The organism is Pseudomonas sp. C32 (genome assembly GCF_030417915.1).
In the GTDB taxonomy this organism is placed as follows: Bacteria; Pseudomonadota; Gammaproteobacteria; order Pseudomonadales; family Pseudomonadaceae; genus Aquipseudomonas.
In genome coordinates, this window is the sequence record NZ_JAUHUK010000012.1 from 22,261 (window position 1) to 41,203 (window position 18,943).

The following is an 18,943-nucleotide window of genomic DNA, read 5'->3' on the forward strand; positions in this document are numbered from 1 at the left end:
ATGCCTATCAGAGCAGTTCTTTTCGACATGGACGGCACCCTGCTCGACACCGCGCCGGACTTCATCGCGATTTGCCAGGCGATGCTTGCCGACCGCGGCTTGCCGCCGATCAACGATAAACACATCCGCGACGAGATCTCCGGCGGCGCCAAGGCGATGGTTGCAGCGACCTTCGCCATGGACCCGGAGTCCCCTGGTTTCGAAGAGTTGCGCCTGGAATTCCTGGAGCGCTATCTCGTGGGTTGCGCCGTTCACAGCAAGCTGTTCGACGGCATGGGCGAACTGCTGGCGGACATCGAAAAGGCCAACCTGATCTGGGGCGTGGTCACCAACAAGCCGCTGCGCTTCGCCGAGCCGATCATGCAACAACTGGGGCTGGCCGAGCGCTCGGCGCTGTTGATCTGCCCGGATCATGTGAAGAACAGCAAACCGGACCCCGAGCCGCTGATCCTCGCCTGCAAGATGCTCGACCTGGATCCGGCCAGCGTGCTGTTCGTGGGCGATGACCTGCGTGATATCGAGTCGGGTCGCGATGCCGGCACCAAGACCGCTGCGGTGACCTTCGGTTATATCCATCCGGACGATAACCCGCGGCATTGGGGTGCGGACGTGGTGGTCGACCATCCGCTGGAGTTGCGCAAGGTTTTGGATAGCGCCCTCTGTAGCTGCTGAGCCGGGCACTTGCTTTTGTGGCGAGGGAGCTTGCTCCCGCTGGGCCGCGAAGCGGCCCCTTTACCTGGCATGCGCAGTTCTATGCACTGCGATTAAAAGATTACGACTGCTTCGCAGCCGAGCGGGAGCAAGCTCCCTCGCCACAGGTACGATGCAGGTCTTTGATGAGGTTTTTTATGTTTGATTATTCCGCCCGCCCCGAGCTGCTCAAGGACCGGGTCATTCTGGTGACCGGTGCCGGTCGCGGCATCGGCGCTGCCGCTGCAAAAACCTATGCTGCGCATGGCGCAACCGTTCTGCTGCTGGGCAAGACCGAAGCTAACCTGACCCAGGTCTACGACGAAATCGAAGCTGCCGGCCATCCTCAACCGGCCGTCATCCCGTTCAACCTCGAAACCGCCCTGCCCCATCAGTACGATGAACTGGCCGCGATGATCGAAACCGAGTTCGGCCACCTCGACGGTTTGCTGCACAACGCCTCGATCATTGGCCCGCGCACACCAATCGAACAGCTCTCCGGCGAAAACTTCATGCGCGTGATGCAAGTCAACGTCAACGCCATGTTCATGCTCACCAGCACGCTGTTGCCGCTCCTCAAGCTGTCCCAGGATGCCTCGGTGGTGTTCACCTCCAGCAGTGTCGGGCGCAAAGGGCGTGCGTATTGGGGCGCTTACGGCGTTTCAAAATTCGCCACCGAAGGCCTGATGCAAACCCTGGCCGACGAAGTCGACACTGTGGCGCCCGTACGCTCCAACAGCATCAACCCGGGCGCAACCCGCACCAGCATGCGCGCCCAGGCTTATCCTGGGGAAAACCCACTGAACAACCCGACGCCCGAAGAGATCATGCCGGTCTACCTGTACCTGATGGGTCCGGACAGTACCGGCGTCAACGGCCAGGCTTTTAACGCTCAATAACTGCCGTGTGTCGCTTTCCCTGTTGCGCCGATTCTCGTCGCAGCAGGGAAAGACCGCTGAATGACTGTCCCTTCTTGTCAAAAAACTGTCGAAAAGACCTTGGCAGACCTTTAGGTCTTTGTACATCCAATTGATTTAGTTAAGATTTTATTCGCCTGAACCGAATGGCACGACTTTCGCTCTAAGTTTGCTCAGACACGCAATGTGATGACAGGTGGGCGAAGCTTGAGTTGATAGGTTACTCGCTATCAGCAAAAGCAGATTAGACTTGTACGAAATGTCCTACGGGACTGACGGACCAGTACGACGCGCAGCCCAAAGCCGCTCTCACCCTGCTTGTAAGACAGTCTTACTGCCTAGGGGCGCACGCCTTATGAAACCACCTTCCCAGACCAACGCAATTGACTTTGATAGCGCCAAATTGCAACGCCTGGGCTTTGGTCAACAGCCTCCCTTTCTGGAAAGGCCAGTCAGCCTTGCGCACCTGCGTCAACAACTTGGCTTGCAACTGCAAACCAGCCTTGAGCCGCAGCGTATCCTCGGTATTTTCTTTCGCGAAGTTCAGCGCAGGGTGCCGCTGGACGCCTTGAGTTACCAGCACACCAGCAGTGACCTGCGCCTGGAGCTCGGTCAACGCGGCCACCACTCCCTCAGCTATAGCCTGAGCCATGAGGGCGAACATTTGGGTGAGCTGGTTTTTCGTCGCAATCAGCGCTTCAACGAAGAGGAACAGGCCAATCTGGAGTCCCTGTTGGCAGCGTTGCTCTATCCGATGCGTAACAGCCTTCTGTATCGCGCCGCGACCCAAAGCGCATTACGTGATCCGCTGACGGACACCGGCAACCGCATCGCCATGGATCAGACGCTGCAACGGGAAATCGAACTTTCCCGTCGCCACTTGCACCCCCTGTCGGTGCTGATGCTGGACATCGATCATTTCAAGCAAATCAACGACACCTACGGACACAGTGCCGGCGATCAAGTGCTCAAGGCCGTTGCCGCCTCAATCAAGAGCCAGCTGCGCAACGTGGACATGGTGTTTCGCTACGGCGGTGAAGAGTTCCTGATCCTGCTGTCCAACACCACCCGCGAAGCTGCGGCGATGGTCGGTGAGCGACTGAGGATTGCAACGCAGACGGCTGATTACTCGGTCGACGGCCAGTCGATTGAACTGACCGTCAGCCTCGGCTGCTCGACCTTGCTACCGGGCGAGTCTGCCGACAGCCTGTTGCGACGCGCGGACAGCGCGATGTACGTGGCCAAGCGCGAGGGGCGCAATCGGTTGGCGATGGCGGGCTGAGCCCTTCGCCACAACGCAAAACAATGTGGGAGCGAACCTGCTCGCGATGACGGAATATCAGTTGGTATCCATACCGTCTGATACACCGCTATCGCGAGCAAGCTTGCTCCCACAGGTTTACTGCATGATTGTTAAATCAGCTTTCTGCCAGCGCCATTCGCTCGTGTACGGCCGGTGCTTTTTCCGCGTGTTCCAACTGCATGCAGCGCTCAAGAAACAGGTACATGTAGTCGTAGCTCTTGCACACGGCCATGCGTAATTCCGCCTGCAAGGATGCGCTCGGACTCGTACCAGCCAATGTGCAGATGATTTCCAGGGCTTCCCAGGGATGGGCATCGTCATACTGGGCATGCATCTTCAGCCACTTCATCGCCCGCTTGCGATCTTCCTCGGGAAACGACGCCGCATAGACGCCATTGGAACAGACGACGGCCGACCACTCACCGGTAGCCCCTTCAATGGCGTAGTTGGTGGCGGCAATGGCAACGATCAGCGAATCCGACGAACTGGTGTGCCAACACCAATGGCTCAAGGCGTGAAGTTCAGGGGCAACCTGTTGCACCTGCAGCTCTTCCAGGCTGACCCCATGCGCTCGGCTCCAGTGCACCCAATAATCGGCGTGGTTCAATTCGACGCGAATGTTGCGCATCAGCCACCGACGCGCCATGTCCTCGCCGGGATGACGGGCAAAACGGGTCTTGGTGAGGTTTTGTGCCATATACAACGCGAACTGTTCGACCACCGGCCAGCCACCGATCAGGTAGTGGCGCATGGTCTTCGCACTGAGTTTGTTGTCTCGCATGCGCTGATACAGTTCATGTTCGACAACCCGGCGCTTGCTCTCGCTGCAATCCTGAATCAGGCGCTGGGCCCAGTCGGGATAACTTGCAGCTTCCATGAGGGGTCCGGTCCTGTTGAATGTGTCTATCACTGTCGAGCTCCTTTTGATGGTGATTTTCAGGATCGGCGAGAGACTTCAACGGAACGTGCCAGGCGCCTTGAACAGCAAAGGCTGAGGCCTGGCAGGACGACTTTGTAAACTGTCGCAGGTAAACGGATGCGGGCGTTCAATCACATACCCTTGAGCGTAATCCACCCCGATCTCCAGCAATGCCTGCTCAATCTGGGGCGTTTCAACAAACTCGGCAATCGTACGCTTACCCATGACATGCCCGATGTGATTGATCACTTCGACCATGGCGCGGTTAATCGGGTCGTCCAGCATATCCTTTACGAAACTCCCGTCGATCTTCAAGAAGTCTACAGGCAAATGTTTCAGGTACGCGAACGAGGACATTCCGGCACAAAAGTCGTCAAGCGAAAAATGGCAACCCAAGCCTTTGAGTTCATTAATGAATCTGATTGCGCTGGGAAGATTTGAAATTGCGCTGGTTTCAGTAATTTCAAAACAAATCATTTCAGGCGGAATCGAGTACGCAATGAACTGTTCCCGCAGGAAGTCCAGAAACGCCTCATCTCCTATCGTCGCGCCTGACAGATTAATCGCACACATGGCCAGCGGCCCCTGGCGCTGCTCGGCCCGGCACTGGGCGATGACCTTGAACACGTTCTCCACGACCCAGCGGTCGAGTGAACTCATCAGTCCATAGCGCTCGGCAGCGGGAATGAAACTGTCGGGCAGAATCATGCGCCCGGTCTCATCATGCAAACGCAGCAAAATCTCGATATGCCCGCCGTCCTTGTCGACGTGACCCAGCGGTACGATTTCCTGGGCATAGAGGCAGAAGCGGTCGTCTTCCAATGCCAGGTGCAGGCGCTGCACCCAGGCCATTTCGCCGAAACGCAGGGACAGTTCAGAGTCGTCCGGGTGATAGACCTGAACCCGGTTACGCCCCTTTTCCTTGGCCATGTAGCAGGCCATGTCGGCGCTGCGAAGCGAGGCCTCCAGCGTGGTCGGATTCTGCGCAATATGCACCAGCCCGATACTCACGGTCGTTACAAAGGGCCGACCTTTCCAGACAAAGTGCAGGTTTTGCACGGTCTGGCGCAGGCCCTCGGCAATTTTTTCCGCAGCTTCCAACGAACAGTTTTCCAGCAAGATGCCGAATTCGTCACCGCCGAGGCGGGCCAGGGTATCGCCTTCGCGCAACCCGGATTGCAACAGCGCGCAAATGTGTCGCAACAGTTCATCGCCCGCCGCGTGCCCGCAGGTGTCGTTGACCAGCTTGAACTGATCGAGATCGAGGAACATCAGGGCATGGCGCCCTGCGTACCGCGTCAGATTGTGCAGCGCCTGCTCCAGTCGATACTCGAACTCGCGACGATTGGCGAGCCCGGTCAGCGCATCATGGGTGGCCTGCCAGGACAGATTGGCGATGTACTGCCGCTCCTGGGTCATGTCGTGCAACACCAACACCGTCCCGCTGACCTTGCCGGCATTGCGGATCGGCGCGCCCACCAGCGTGACCGACACCGTGCTGCCGTCCAGGCGCTGGATCACCTTGGAATGCTTACTGCCTCCGCTGAGCTGGCCGCTCAAGATGTGCTCGATCAACGTAAAGCCATCGGCCTGGGCATTTTCATCCAGCAGGTTGAACAACGCCGCCAGCGGCAACCCCGTCGCCTGCTCGGCTTTCCAGTGGGTCAGCGCCTCGGCGGCCGGGTTCATGTAAGCGATAGCGCCCGAGACATCCGTGGTGATGACCCCGTCGCCAATCGATTGCAGTGTGATCTGCGCCCGCTCCTTCTCCATTTGCAGCGCATCGGCGAAGGCGTGGCGTTGCTTGAGCAGTTTATGGGTACGCATCAGTGCCAGCACGATCAAGCCCAGCGCGGTGGCCAGGTTCGTCCCCAGCAACAGGCGAAGTATCATCCGCGAGCCTTCACCCAACGCGTCGCTGAAGGCTTTTGCCACAGGCGTAACGCCTTCGTTGATGGCGAGAATCTGCTCTTTCCAGCGTTGGATATCGGCGTGCGTTGCCTGATTGGCGATGATGCCCTGATGCATCTCCCGGGCAACCTCATCGAGCCGGACCAGATAGGAGTCTCCGAAGGCCCAGAGTTCGATGGCTTTCTCGAGATAACTGAAATGGCGGAAGTTGAGGTACAGCCAGACCAGACTGGAAACGTCGTCGGGATGGTTGCCACCCTTGAGGATGGCTATCCGCGCAGCTTCGATGTCCGGCGGTTGATGGTCCAGCGCCATCCGCAACTCGTGGCCTCCCTGAGGCACCGAAATGGCGGTCTGGTATTTGCGGAAAATCGCCTCGTCACGGCTGTCGCCATAGAGGTTCAGGTAATAGATCGCGTCCTTCTGGCCCTTGGACCACAAGCTTTCACCGGCAACATAACCACGCACCGCCGACAGTACATAAAGGCTCACGCCGCCCAACAGGGCCTGAAACAACACGACGGCGATAAATGGCCAGACGATGCCCAGCAACCGCGGCGTTCCGAGTGTCCGTGCTTGATTCATGAGGTCCCTTGTTTTTTAGCACCGCTTGCTCGCCATCCTGACGAAATCGCTACAGCTAGACTAAGGTGCGATTGCAGTCCAGGCAAGCGACAGACCTTGCCTGGAGGTAGCTGCGCTGGGGTTCCCCATGAACTCGCCATTTCGTTACAACTGCTGCAGATGCCCATAAAGCTTGGCGTACAAACCACCATCGGCGATCAGTTGCTGGTGGTCGCCATCTTCGGCAATTTGTCCGCCGTCGAATACCAGCACGCGATCTGCCTGTTTCACCGCAGAGAGTCGATGGGCAATGATCAGCGTGGTGCGATTGCTCAGGAAGCGCGCCAGCGCCTGATGCAGGTTGTATTCGGTGGCGGCATCCAATGCCGAGGTGGCCTCGTCGAGGATCACCACTTTGGGTTCGGCCAATACCATCCGGGCAATCGCCAGGCGTTGGCGCTGACCGCCGGATAAACGCACGCCGGATCGCCCGACGATGCTGTCCAGACCGCTGGGCAACTCGCGGACCGTGCTGTGCAGTTGCGCGATTTCCAGGGCCTGCCAGCACGCCTCGTCGCTGCGCTCACGGCCCATGGTCAGGTTGGCCCGAATGGTGTCGTTGAACAGGGCCGGGTGTTGAAGCACCACGGCGACGTTTTCCCGCACCGTTTCCAGGCCGATCTCTTGCTGGGTCGAGCCGCCGAAGCGGATAGTCCCGGCCAGTGGCGTGTACAAGCCCAACAGCAATTGCACCAGCGTGCTCTTGCCGCCGCCGCTGGCACCGACGATCGCGACCTTCTCACCGGGAGCGATGGACAGGTTCATCTGGTTCAAGACCAGCTCGTCACCGTAACCAAAACTCAATCCCTGCACTTCAAGACCGACCGTCTCGCGACCGTTGAACGGATCGACGCCGCCCGGATACTCGGGCTCGTCGGCACGGGACAGCAACTCGTTGATCCGCGACAACGCACCGCCGGCGGCGTAGTAGGCATATTGCAGGTTCAGCAGTTGTTCCACCGGGCCGATCATGAACCACAGGTAACTGAATACCGCGAGCATCTGGCCGATGGACAGGTCGGAGAACAGCACGGTGAGCATCGCCGCCGCACGGAAAATATCGATACCGAACTGGAACAGCAAACCGCTGGCACGGTTCGAGGCATCGGTTTTCCACTGCGAGTTCACCGCGTAATCACGGACTTCCCGGGCACGTTGCCCGAGGCGACCGAGGAAGTACCCCTGCCGGTTGCCGGCGCGCACTTCCTGGATGGAATCCAGTGTTTCGGTCAATGCCTGGGTGAAGCGCGAAGTGCTGTCGTTCTCGAGTTTTTTCAGGTGTTTGACCCGCTTGCCCAACTGCACCGTGGCGTAGATCACCAGCGGATTGAACAGCAGAATCAGCAGCGCCAGTTTCCAGTGCATCCACATCAGAATGCCAGCGGTGCCGACCAGGGTCAGCATGGCCACAAGGAAGCGACTGAGGGTTTCGCCGACGAATTTGTCCAGGGTGTCGAGATCTGTGACCAAATGCGTGGTCACCGTGCCGCTGCCCAGGCTCTCGTATTCACCGAGCGAGATGCGCTTGAGTCGTTCGATCAGGCGCAAGCGAATGCGGTAGACGATGTCTTTGGCCAACGCGGCGAACAATCGCGCCTGCACCACGTTGAACAGCAAGGCCGAACAGCGCAGGACCAGGGTCACCACCAGCATCAGGCCGATGTAGCCCGCGGCTTTTTGCCAAACCTCGGGCAGCGCGAGGTTCATGACTTTCAGTGCAGAATCGCCGTGCCCCAGCAGCACTTCGTCCACCAGTAACGGCAACAGCAACGGGATCGGCACGCTGCACAGCGTCGCGAGTACGGCCACTCCGTTGGCGATCCACAGGGACTTTTTATGATGCAGGGCCAGGCGGCGGATTTCCGCCCAGCTCAGACGGTCGACACGTTTTTCGGTTGGGGCATCGTCGGGCAGATCATGCACAGGCGGCGCGCTCCAGCCAACGGCCGAGGAGCGGGGACAGCTCGTTCAGTGGCTGATAACCATTGGTCAGCAGCGCCAATTGGCCGTTACGTTCAGCCAGCAGGGTCGGAAAACCGGCGATACCCAGGTCTTGCACCCAAGTGAAATCGGCTTCGGTGGCGGTGTGCATATCGGCACGGTCGAACGCGGCAGCGAACTCGATGCGCGGTACGCCAGCCTGCTCGGCCAATTCCACCAACACGCTGGCACGGGTGACATCCCGACCTTCGGCATAAAACGCGTGCTGAATCAGCCCCAGCAGTTTCCAGGCACAATCCGGCGCGAGGCTGCGCGCTGTCACCAATGCCCGGCAGGCCGGCTCGGTGTCGTAGACAAAACCGTCCGGCAGCGCCCCTTCGAGTTTGAAGGGCTGGCCGGTGGCCTCGGTGACCGCCTGCCAGTGCTCAAGAATGTAGCGCCGGGTGGTCGGTTCCAATGCCGAGCCGCTGCCGGTGCGCAAACCACCCACGATCAGATGCACCTCCACGCCGGCGGCTTGCGCCTGCTCGACCAATGCATTGGCGACCGGGGCAAACCCCCAACACCAGGAACACATCGGATCCATCACATAGAGCAGGCGCGCAGACATGGTTCAGACCTCGGAAGGTGCTTGCTTATAGTTGTAGCCGATCGGGTGCGGCTGGTTACGGGCTTTGGCCAGTTCGATCTGCTTTTGCCGATCGATGGCGCTGCGACGGGTTTTTTCGCTCAATTTATCCCAGCAATGCGGGCAGCTGATACCGGCCACGTAATGCTCGGAAGCGCGATCTTCAACGCTGACTGGCGTGCGGCAGGCATGGCATTGATCGTAATCGCCTTCACTCAAGTCGTGGCGAACCGTCACGCGGTTATCGAACACGAAGCAGTCGCCCTGCCATTTGGTTTCTTCCTGCGGCACCTCTTCGAGGTACTTCAGGATACCGCCCTTGAGGTGATAGACCTCACCGTAACCTTCGCTGAGCATGTAGCTCGACGCTTTCTCGCAGCGAATGCCGCCGGTGCAGAACATCGCGACCTTCTTGTGCACGGCCGGGTCGAAGTTGGCTTTGATGTAGTCGGGAAATTCGCGAAAACTGGTGGTTTTCGGGTCGATGGCGCCTTCGAAGGTGCCGATCGAGACTTCGTAATCGTTACGGGTGTCGATCAACAACACTTCCGGATCGCTGATCAACGCGTTCCAGTCCTGTGGATCAACGTAGGTGCCGACCTTTTTGTTCGGGTCCACGCCTTCAACGCCGAGGGTGACGATTTCTTTCTTGAGTTTGACTTTGGTGCGGTAGAACGGCTGCTCGTCGCAGTACGACTCTTTGTGGTCGATGTCGTCCATGCGCGGGTCGTTCTTGAGCCAGGCCATCAGCCCGTCGATGCCTTCGCGGCTACCGGACACGGTGCCGTTGATGCCTTCTTCGGCGATCAGCAGCGTGCCTTTGATGCCGTTGTCGACCATTGCTTGCAGCAGGGGCTCGCGCAGGGCGACGTAATCTTCCAGGGTGACGAACTTATACAGTGCCGCCACGACAATCTGTTGTGTCATGGGTAAATCTCCAGGTGGCTACCCTCGTAAAGGGTGAACCGGATGCGAAAAAAAACGCGCCGGGTGAGCGGCGCGTTGGGCATTCTAACAAAAATAAAGCCATCCCTGTAGGAGCTGACGCCCGCTTGCGGTTTGCCAGCGATAGCGATCTCGAGGACGCCATCGCCAGCAAGCCGGCTCCTACAGGTGAACGTGCAGCTTATTAGTGCTTGCTGCCGCCAGCACAGGTCGGCGAGGCCGGAGCCGCGTCGATCTGTGCCCATTCCTCTGGCGTGTAGGTATGCAGCGCCAACGCATGGAACTCGCCCATCAGCTCGCCGAGCGTGCCGTAGACTTTCTGGTGGCGCTTGACCCGGTTCAGGCCTTCGAACTGCGCGCTGACCACCACGGCCTTGTAGTGGGTCTGCAACCCACGGCTGTGCATGTGGCTTTCATCCAGCACTTGCAGATGCTCTGGCTGAAGCAGGGCCAGCGTCGATTCGATGCGTTGTTGCATGGTCATACCGGACTCCGCTTAAGGCTTTTTCTTGGCTGGAGCGGCGGCGCCTTTCGGATCCAGCTCGGTCGTCATGTCAGCCAACAGCTTGTTGACCACCGGCACGGCGCTTTCCAGCTTGGCCTGGGTCATCTGGGCCGACTGCTGAGTCAGCTGCGGCATTTTTTCCAGGACTTTCTTGCCCAGTGGCGACTTGTAGAAGGCAACCAGGTCCTTGAGTTCGGATTCGCTGAAGTTGCTGGTGTACAGCTTGATCATTTCAGGCTTGAGCTTGTTCCAGCCGATGGCCTGGTCCAGGGCGGCATTGGCCTTGGCCTGGTAGGTTTCCAGTACGGCTTTTTTCGACTCTGGAGCTTTGGTCTGGGCAAAACGTTGAGCAAACATCTGCTGTACTTGCATGTACACCGGAGTGCCCAGCTTGTCAGCGTGCGCCAGGGTCAGGAAAGCCTCGGCACTGGCGTTATGGCTGGCGGTGTCGGCAAAAACCTGGCCGCTGGCGCAGACCAAAGCAACGGCGGTACAGATGGCACGAAGACGAGTCATCGAGTTTCCTTTTCTAGCTGACGAGGTAAAACCCCAAGGGCGACCATTCTGCGCCTAAAAAAGTGTGTCGCTCAACCCCAAGCCTTGCCGGCCCTGATTTAGGGGGGTTGAATGGGTGAAATCCAGACCGATGGAACCACGGCCGGTGATCACGGCCTAAACTGCGCAATCGGACCTACAGGAGTGTGCAAGATGAGCCGTATCGAAACCGACAGCCTCGGCCAGGTTGAAGTCCCGGATGAAGCCTATTGGGGTGCTCAGACGCAACGCTCGCTGATCAATTTCGCCATTGGCAACGAACGCATGCCGATGGCGGTACTGCACGCCCTGGCACTGATCAAGAAAGCCGCGGCCCGGGTCAACGATCGCAACGGTGACATCCCGGCCGACATCGCCCGGCTGATCGAACAGGCGGCCGACGAAGTGCTCGACGGCGAACATGACGACCAGTTTCCGTTGGTGGTCTGGCAGACCGGCAGCGGCACCCAGAGCAACATGAACGTCAACGAAGTGATCGCCGGGCGCGCCAACGAACTGGCCGGTAACCCGCGCGGCGGCAAGACGCCGGTGCACCCCAACGATCACGTCAATTGCTCCCAGAGTTCCAACGACAGCTTCCCCACCGCCATGCACATCGCTGCCGTCCAGGCCGTTCAGCAGCATTTGCTGCCGGCGATCAGCGAATTGTCCGGCGGGCTCGCCGAGTTGGCTGCGCGCCATATGAAACTGGTCAAGACCGGCCGCACCCACATGATGGATGCGACCCCCATCAGCTTCGGCCAGGAAATCTCCGCGTTCATCGCGCAACTGGATTACGCCGAACGGGCGATCCGCAGTTCCCTGCCCGCGGTCTGTGAACTGGCCCAGGGCGGCACGGCGGTCGGCACCGGGCTCAACTCGCCCCACGGTTTTGGTGAAGCCATTGCCGCTGAACTGGCCGCCCTTTCCGGCTTGCCGTTCATCACCGCACCCAACAAATTTGCCGCCCTCGCCGGCCATGAGCCGCTGACCACGCTGTCCGGTGCGCTGAAAACCCTCGCGGTGACGCTGATGAAAATCGCCAATGACTTGCGTCTGCTGGGCTCCGGGCCGCGCGCCGGTTTCGCCGAAGTAAAACTGCCGGCCAACGAACCGGGCAGTTCGATCATGCCGGGCAAGGTCAACCCGACCCAGTGCGAAGCGCTGTCGATGCTGGCCTGTCAGGTGTTGGGCAATGACGTCGCCATCGGTTTTGCCGCCAGTCAGGGTCACCTGCAATTGAACGTGTTCAAACCGGTGATCATCCACAACCTGCTGCAATCGATCCGCCTGCTGGGCGATGGTTGCAGCAACTTCCAGCAGCACTGCATCGCCGGCCTGGAGCCGGATGCCGAGAAAATGGCTGAACATCTGGAACGTGGGCTGATGCTGGTGACGGCGCTCAATCCGCACATCGGTTATGACAAATCGGCCGAGATTGCCAAGAAGGCTTACAGCGAAGGGCTGACCTTGCGGGAAGCGGCGCTGCAACTCGGGTATCTGACGGATGAAGAGTTCGATGCGTGGGTGCGGCCGGAGAATATGCTGGAGGGCGGGGCCAAGGGCTGAGATTTGCAGTGAAGCGAAAAGATCGCAGCCTGCGGCAGCTCATGTAAATGTTCCCTGTAGGAGCTGCCGCAGGCTGCGATCTTTTGATCTTCAGGCCATCCGTAACTTCCGAGCCTTCAACCCGGCAATCAAAGAAGGCCCCAACGCCACCAGCGCCGAACCCAACACCACCAGCACCGCCCCGCCATAGCCCAGGCCATTGATGGTCTCGGCATGCACGAAGTCCGGCCATAACCAGGCCGCGACGGCGACCGCCGCGAAGGTCACCAGCGGCGTAATCGCCAACGTCGCACTGACCCGAGACGCTTCCCAGTGCGCCAACGCTTCGGCGAACGCGCCATAGGCAATCAGGGTGTTCAGGCAGCACGCCAACAGCAACCAGCCTTGCAACGGGCTCAATTGCAGCGCTTCCAGCGGATGCACCCACGGCGTCAGCAACGCCGCGCAAAACAGGTAGATCACCATCATCACCTGCAGCGAATTCCACACCGTCAGCAATTGCTTCTGACCTAACGCGTAGAAGGTCCAGACCGTGGACGCCAACAGCACCAACAGGACGCCGGCGGTGTAGTCGGTCAGCGACGTCAGCAGTTCACTCAAACGCTGGTTGAAAAACAGCCCGAAGCCGATCAGCAGCACCAGCAAACCAAGCCCCTGCCCCAGGCTGAAGCGCTCCTTGAACACAAACACACTGGCGATCAGCAACATGATCGGCCCCATCTGCACCACCAGTTGCGCGGTGCCGGGGCTCAGCAGGTTCAGGCCCATCAGATACAGCACGTAGTTACCCACCAGACCGAGCACCGCCATCAACACCAGCCAGCCTCCGCGTGGGCCGAGCGCTTTGCGGCTGGGCAGGCGATTGGTCGCGGCCAGGTAAATGAACAGGCAGCCGCCAGATACCGCCAGACGAAACCAGGTCACCGTGACCGGGTCCATCACCAGCAGCACTTGTTTGAGTTTGATCGGCAGGATTCCCCACAACAACGCGGTCAACAAGGCCAGAAACAGACCGTAAACCCAGCGACCCGATGAAATGTGCATGTGAACCCCAAAAGCCTTATGGCAAGAAGCGACATTCTAGGCGCTGGGGCGTGTGGCACACAGGGACAGTTTGGAACTGGCCGCGGATGAAACTGTGCGGGTCGCAACATTAATCTGGCGCAATGCCGTCGATCTGGCCATCAGGCGCCACAACTGCTTCTTGGCTGAAGGGGGACTAGAAAAATCGCGTCGACTTCATCGCTAGCAGGCTAGCTCCCACACTGGATCCGTGTCGCCCATCAGATCCCTGTGGGAGCTAGCCTGCTAGCGATAGCTATTGAACAGTCGCTACACATCCGAGGTGTTTAACGCACCGCTTCAAACAGCCCGGTAGCCCCCATCCCGCCACCCACGCACATGGTGACGATGCCGTAGCGCAGGTTGCGTCGCTGCAACTCGCGCACCAGATGCCCGACCTGACGCGAACCGGTCATGCCGAACGGGTGGCCGATGGAAATCGAGCCGCCGTTGACGTTGTACTTGTCGTTGTCGATTTCCAGCCGATTGCGGCTGTACAGGCACTGCGAAGCGAAGGCCTCATTGAGTTCCCACAGGTCGATATCGGCAATCTGCAAACCCTTGGCCTTGAGCAGCTTCGGCACCGAGAACACCGGGCCGATGCCCATCTCGTCCGGCTCGCAACCGGCCACCGCAAAACCACGGAAGAACGCCTTCGGCTTGAGCCCCAGTTCCAGGGCTTTTTCCAGGCTCATCACCAGGGTCATGGACGCGCCGTCGGACAACTGCGAAGAGTTGCCGGCCGTGATCGAGCCGTCCTCGGCGAACACCGGTTTCAACCCGGCGAGGCTTTCCAGTGTGGTGTCGGGGCGGTTGCAGTCATCACGATCGACGATGCCATCGACGATCTGCACCTGCCCGGTGACCTTGTCTTCGACGCGGTACTTCACCGCCATCGGCACGATCTCGTCATCGAACAACCCGGCAGCCTGGGCCTGCGCAGTGCGTTGCTGGCTTTGCAGGGCATACAGGTCCTGTTCTTCGCGGCTGACGTTGTAGCGACGCGCGACGATTTCGGCTGTCTGGCCCATCGGGAAGTAAATGCCCGGTACCTGTTCCTTGAGCAGCGGATTGATCAGGTTGTCGGTGTTGACGCTTTTCATGGTCAGGCTGATGGATTCGACGCCGCCGGCGACGATGATGTCGCTGCAACCCGAGGCGATCTGGTTCGCGGCAATGGCGATCGCCTGCAAACCGGATGAACAGAAGCGGTTGAGGGTCATGCCGGCGGTGCCGACGCCCAGGCGCGACAACACCGCGACATTACGACCGATGTTGAAGCCTTGCGCGCCTTCATTGGAGCCGGCGCCGACGATGCAGTCCTCGACGCTGGCCGGGTCGATGCCCGTGCGTGCCAACAGCGAGTCGACACAGTGCGCCGCCATGTCATCAGGACGAGTCATGTTGAATTTGCCGCGAAAGGATTTGGCCAGGCCGGTCCGCACGCTGTCGACGATCACCACTTCACGCATGGCATACCTCATTGTTGTTGTCGGTTGAGAGTGGTCCGAGCATAAGTCCACCCCTTTACCGACCGCGACAATCATTCACCCCGCGTATGCGTAACCATCGGTTCAATCCTCATCTTTTTGCTTTTTGCGGTCATGACGGTCAGCCGTTTCGAACGCCTCTTCCATCGCCCGATTGATCGTGCGCAACACCTTGACCCGCGCCCAGCGCTTGTCGTTGGCTTCGATCAGGGTCCAGGGTGCAATCTCGGTGCTGGTGCGGTCGACCATGTCGCCGACGGCCAGACGGTAGTCATCCCATTTTTCGCGGTTACGCCAGTCGTCTTCGGTGATCTTGAAGCGCTTGAACGGAATCTGCTCACGCTCCTGGAAACGCTCCAGTTGCGTCTGTTTGTCGATGGCCAGCCAGAACTTGACCACAATCACCCTGGCCTCGGTGACCTGCTCTTCGAAATCGTTGATTTCGCTGTAGGCTCGCAGCCAGTCCGCCGGGCTGCAGTAACCTTCGATGCGTTCCACCAACACCCGGCCATACCAGGAGCGGTCGAACACGGTGAATTTTCCTCGCGCCGGCAGGTGTCGCCAGAAACGCCACATGTACGGCTGCGCGCGTTCCTCTTCCGTGGGCGCGGCAATCGGCACGATGTTGTACTGACGCGGATCGAGTGCCGCCGCGACCCGCCGGATCGCCCCGCCCTTACCCGCCGCGTCATTGCCTTCAAACACGGCGACCAGAGCGTGCCGGCGCATGCGTTTGTCACGCATCAATCCGGAAAACCGCGCCTGCTCGGTCACCAATTGCTCTTCGTAGTCGCTTTTGTCCAGGCGCAGTTTCAAATCCAGGGCGTCGAGCAGGTTCACTTGATCGACGCTGGGGAACACGGGCGCGGCGCTGACTTTTGCCGGATGGATCTTCGGTCGTTTCAATGCAAGATGCAGGCTGTCGAGCAAAATCTTGCCCACCACCAGGCTGCGATAGCGCGCATCCATCCCGGCGATCACATGCCACGGCGCGTAGTCGCGACTGGTCCGTCGCAAGACACGTTCTCCGAACTTCACGAACCGGTCGTAGGTTTGCGATTGCTGCCAGTCCAGCGGGCTGATGCGCCAGCTGTGCAACGGGTCGTCGGCCAGGGCCTTGAGGCGTGCTTTCATCTGTTTTTTGGAGAGGTGGAACCAGAATTTGACGATCAGCGCGCCTTCATCGCAGAGCATCTTCTCCAGCCGCTCGGCGGCGTTGATGCTTTGGTCGAGGCGCGGATCCTTGATCTGGCCATGAACCCGCGATTGCAACATCTGGCTGTACCAGTTGCCGAAGAAAATCCCCATGCGCCCCTTGGCCGGGAGCATTCGCCAGTAACGCCAGGCCGGTGGCCGTGCCAGCTCTTCGTCGGTTTGCTGATCGAAGGTGCGGACCTCGATCAGACGCGGGTCCATCCACTCGTTGAGCAGCTTGACCGTCTCGCCTTTGCCGGCACCCTCGATGCCATTGATCAGAATGATCACCGGAAACCGGCTCTGCTGACGCAGTTCAAATTGCGCTTCGAGCAAGGCTTCGCGCAGGGCAGGTACTTCGGCGTCATAGGTTTCTTTATCGATGACGTGATCGATTTCGGCAGATTCAAACATGGACGGCTCCCTTCCAGATGTGAGCAAGACTAGCGGATTGACCTCTCTTGCGTGGGAGAAATCCATCCTTGAGGCAGATAGGCAATCTGTGGCGAGGGAGCTTGCTCCCGTTGGACGGCAACGCCGTCCCTAGAATCAGTGCCAACCATTTGCGGCTGCTTCGCACCCGAGCGCAAGCAAGCTTGCTCGCAACAAAAGCACGCTGTCTGACCTTGAAGTTTCGCTGAAGGCGGATTTCGCTTCTTGCCACGGATCAAGCACCGCGCTGGCGATCGGCTAGAATGGCCGCCTTGCCGTTGCCGAGCCTGCCATGAAACCTGTATTGCCCCACGCCCAACTCGACTGGGACGACCAAGGTCGCCCGTACTCGCGTGTGTTCGATGATGTGTATTTCTCCGATAAATCGGGGCTGGACGAAACGCGCTACGTGTTTATCGAACAGAACCGCTTGGCCGAGCGCTTTGCAGCGCTGCCGGAGGGCGGGCGTCTGGTCATTGGTGAGACGGGGTTTGGTACGGGGCTGAATTTTCTGTGTGCCTGGCAGGTGTTCGAACAACACGCCGCGGCCGGTGCGCGGCTGCATTTTGTCAGTGTCGAAAAGTACCCGCTGAGCCATGACGACCTGCAACGCGCCTTGGCGTTGTGGCCGGAACTCAAGGTGTTCGCCGATCAACTGCTGGCGCAGTACGTGGCAATCCATCAGGGTTTCCAGCGCCTGGTGCTGGACGGCGGCCGTGTCACCCTGACCCTGCTGATCGGCGATGCGCTGGAGCAACTGCCGCAACTCGACGCACAGATCGACGCCTGGTTTCTCGACGGTTTCGCTCCGGCAAAAAACCCGGACATGTGGACCGCCGAACTGTTCGCCGAACTCGCGCGCCTGGCCGCTCCCGACTCGACCATCAGCACGTTCACCAGCACCGGCTGGGTCCGGCGCCTGCTGAACGCCGCGGGTTTCAAGATGAAGCGCACGCCGGGGATCGGCCACAAGTGGGAAATTCTGCGCGGCGCGTATCTTGGTTGGCCGGAAACCGTCCCGGCACCCGCTATTCCAAAACCATGGTTCGCGCGTCCGGCACCTGTGGCTGGTGAACGTCGTGCCCTGGTGATCGGTGCCGGCCTGGCCGGTTGTGCCAGTGCCGCAAGCCTGGCGGCACGCGGCTGGCAAGTGACCTTGCTGGAGCGTCACGATGCGCTGGCGCAGGAGGCTTCGGGCAATCCGCAAGGTGTGCTGTATCTGAAACTGTCGGCCCACGGTACGGCGTTATCGCAACTGATTATCAGCGGTTTCGGTCATACCCGGCGTGTACTTGAACACTTGCACCGTGGTGTCGATTGGGATGGCTGCGGGGTTCTGCAACTGGCGTTCAATGCCAAGGAAGCCGAGCGTCAGGCGCAATTGGCCAGCGCGTTTCCTGAACACCTGTTGCAATTGCTCGATCGGGAACAGGCGCAAAGCCGTGCAGGTATCGATCTGCAATGCGGTGGATTGTTCTACCCGGAAGGCGGGTGGGTCCATCCACCCGCCTTGTGCCAATGGCAAGCGCAACACCCCGGCATTGAGTTGCTGACCCACCATGACGTGCTCGATTTACGCCGCACGAACGGTCAATGGCAGGCCTGGGCGGACGACCGGTTATTGGCCGAGGCACCAGTTGTCGTACTGGCCGGTGCGGCCGAAATCAAGCGATTCCCCTTTAGCCGTGGGTTGCCCCTCAAACGCATTCGCGGACAAATCACCCGCCTGCCCGAGACTGCTGCAAGTCGCAGCCTGAGCACGGTGGTCTGTGCCGAAGGTTATGTCGCACCGGCACGGTTGGGCGAGCACACCCTGGGGGCCAGTTTTGATTTTAATAGTGAGGACCTGACCCCCACGACTGCCGAACATCTCGGCAACCTGAAAATGCTTGAGGAAATCTCGCCGGACCTGGTTGCAAGGCTCGACGCGGATACCCTGCAACCTGAAGCGCTCGAAGGCCGTGCAGCGTTTCGCTGTACCAGCCCGGATTACCTGCCGATTGTCGGCCCGCTGGCTGACGAAGAAGGGTTTATGCAGGCCTATGGCGCCCTGAGCAAGGACGCCCGGCGTATCCCGGACGTCCCTTGCCCCTGGCTGGAAGGTTTGTACGTCAACAGCGGTCACGGCTCGAGAGGATTGATCACTGCGCCGTTGTCAGGCGAGTTGCTCGCGGCCTGGCTCGATGACGAGCCCCTGCCCTTGCCCCGGGCAGTGGCAGAAGCCTGTCATCCGAACCGCTTCGCCTTGCGTCGATTGATCCGCGGCAAGGCCTGACAGG

Annotated in this window: 15 protein-coding genes; 5 read left to right on the forward strand and 10 right to left on the reverse strand. The window is 59.6% G+C overall.

The genetic code is table 11. The features are described 5' to 3' along the window. The 3 genes from mupP (at nucleotide 1) to QYH43_RS15125 (ending at nucleotide 2,889) form a co-directional block, all read left to right on the forward strand. Entirely contained in the window at nucleotides 1-672 is a 672-nt protein-coding gene (mupP, locus tag QYH43_RS15115; RefSeq protein ID WP_095056663.1) for an N-acetylmuramic acid 6-phosphate phosphatase MupP, read from the forward strand. A 176-nt stretch (nucleotides 673-848) separates the two neighbouring features. Beyond that, nucleotides 849-1,589: a YciK family oxidoreductase gene (locus tag QYH43_RS15120; protein WP_095056662.1), complete on the forward strand. Its 741-nt coding sequence runs from the start codon at nucleotides 849-851 to the stop codon at nucleotides 1,587-1,589. 373 nt (nucleotides 1,590-1,962) lie between these two features. Further along, a complete protein-coding gene (locus tag QYH43_RS15125) occupies nucleotides 1,963-2,889 on the forward strand; it encodes a GGDEF domain-containing protein (RefSeq protein ID WP_301157302.1) in 927 nt (308 codons plus the stop codon). Nucleotides 2,890-3,025: 136 nt separating this feature from the next. Here QYH43_RS15125 and QYH43_RS15130 read toward each other — a convergent pair whose 3' ends face one another. From QYH43_RS15130 to QYH43_RS15160, 7 genes are all read right to left on the reverse strand, one after another. Then, a complete protein-coding gene (locus QYH43_RS15130; RefSeq protein ID WP_301157303.1) occupies nucleotides 3,026-3,820 on the reverse strand; it encodes a TenA family transcriptional regulator in 795 nt (264 codons plus the stop codon). A gap of 45 nt (nucleotides 3,821-3,865) precedes the next feature. Next, on the reverse strand, nucleotides 3,866-6,325 hold the full coding sequence (locus QYH43_RS15135; protein WP_301157304.1) for an EAL domain-containing protein: 2,460 nt from the start codon (nucleotides 6,323-6,325) through the stop codon (nucleotides 3,866-3,868). A gap of 144 nt (nucleotides 6,326-6,469) precedes the next feature. After that, nucleotides 6,470-8,287: an ABC transporter ATP-binding protein gene (locus tag QYH43_RS15140; protein WP_301157305.1), complete on the reverse strand. Its 1,818-nt coding sequence runs from the start codon at nucleotides 8,285-8,287 to the stop codon at nucleotides 6,470-6,472. Continuing rightward, entirely contained in the window at nucleotides 8,280-8,915 is a 636-nt protein-coding gene (locus QYH43_RS15145; RefSeq protein ID WP_095056657.1) for a DsbA family protein, read from the reverse strand. The genes QYH43_RS15140 and QYH43_RS15145 overlap by 8 nt, the downstream gene beginning before the upstream one ends. Nucleotides 8,916-8,918: 3 nt before the next feature. After that, nucleotides 8,919-9,860, reverse strand: coding sequence for a rhodanese-related sulfurtransferase (locus tag QYH43_RS15150; protein ID WP_301157306.1), 942 nt, complete (start codon nucleotides 9,858-9,860; stop codon nucleotides 8,919-8,921). Nucleotides 9,861-10,062: 202 nt separating this feature from the next. Beyond that, the gene (locus QYH43_RS15155) at nucleotides 10,063-10,362 is read right to left on the reverse strand and encodes a BolA family transcriptional regulator (RefSeq protein WP_095056655.1); all 300 of its coding nucleotides are present in this window, start codon (nucleotides 10,360-10,362) and stop codon (nucleotides 10,063-10,065) included. A 12-nt stretch (nucleotides 10,363-10,374) separates the two neighbouring features. Next, entirely contained in the window at nucleotides 10,375-10,899 is a 525-nt protein-coding gene (locus tag QYH43_RS15160) for a DUF2059 domain-containing protein (RefSeq protein ID WP_095056654.1), read from the reverse strand. Between the two features lie 192 nt (nucleotides 10,900-11,091). Between QYH43_RS15160 and QYH43_RS15165 the strand changes: the two genes are divergently transcribed. Next, entirely contained in the window at nucleotides 11,092-12,486 is a 1,395-nt protein-coding gene (locus tag QYH43_RS15165; RefSeq protein WP_095056653.1) for a class II fumarate hydratase, read from the forward strand. A gap of 90 nt (nucleotides 12,487-12,576) precedes the next feature. On the opposite strand, the gene QYH43_RS15170 is transcribed toward QYH43_RS15165, so the two are convergent. The 3 genes from QYH43_RS15170 to pap all read right to left on the reverse strand — a co-directional run bounded on the left by QYH43_RS15170 (nucleotide 12,577) and on the right by pap (nucleotide 16,646). Then, nucleotides 12,577-13,530 (reverse strand): DMT family transporter, encoded by a 954-nt coding sequence (locus QYH43_RS15170; RefSeq protein ID WP_095056652.1) that lies wholly within the window; start codon nucleotides 13,528-13,530, stop codon nucleotides 12,577-12,579. Nucleotides 13,531-13,835: 305 nt separating this feature from the next. Then, the gene (locus tag QYH43_RS15175; protein WP_095056651.1) at nucleotides 13,836-15,020 is read right to left on the reverse strand and encodes a thiolase family protein; all 1,185 of its coding nucleotides are present in this window, start codon (nucleotides 15,018-15,020) and stop codon (nucleotides 13,836-13,838) included. 102 nt (nucleotides 15,021-15,122) lie between these two features. After that, nucleotides 15,123-16,646, reverse strand: a complete 1,524-nt coding sequence (gene pap, locus QYH43_RS15180) for a polyphosphate:AMP phosphotransferase (RefSeq protein WP_095056650.1) — start codon at nucleotides 16,644-16,646, stop codon at nucleotides 15,123-15,125. 310 nt (nucleotides 16,647-16,956) lie between these two features. Here pap and mnmC point away from each other — a divergent pair, with 310 nt between their 5' ends. Beyond that, on the forward strand, nucleotides 16,957-18,939 hold the full coding sequence (mnmC, locus tag QYH43_RS15185) for a bifunctional tRNA (5-methylaminomethyl-2-thiouridine)(34)-methyltransferase MnmD/FAD-dependent 5-carboxymethylaminomethyl-2-thiouridine(34) oxidoreductase MnmC (protein WP_301157307.1): 1,983 nt from the start codon (nucleotides 16,957-16,959) through the stop codon (nucleotides 18,937-18,939). Nucleotides 18,940-18,943: the final 4 nt, after the last annotated feature.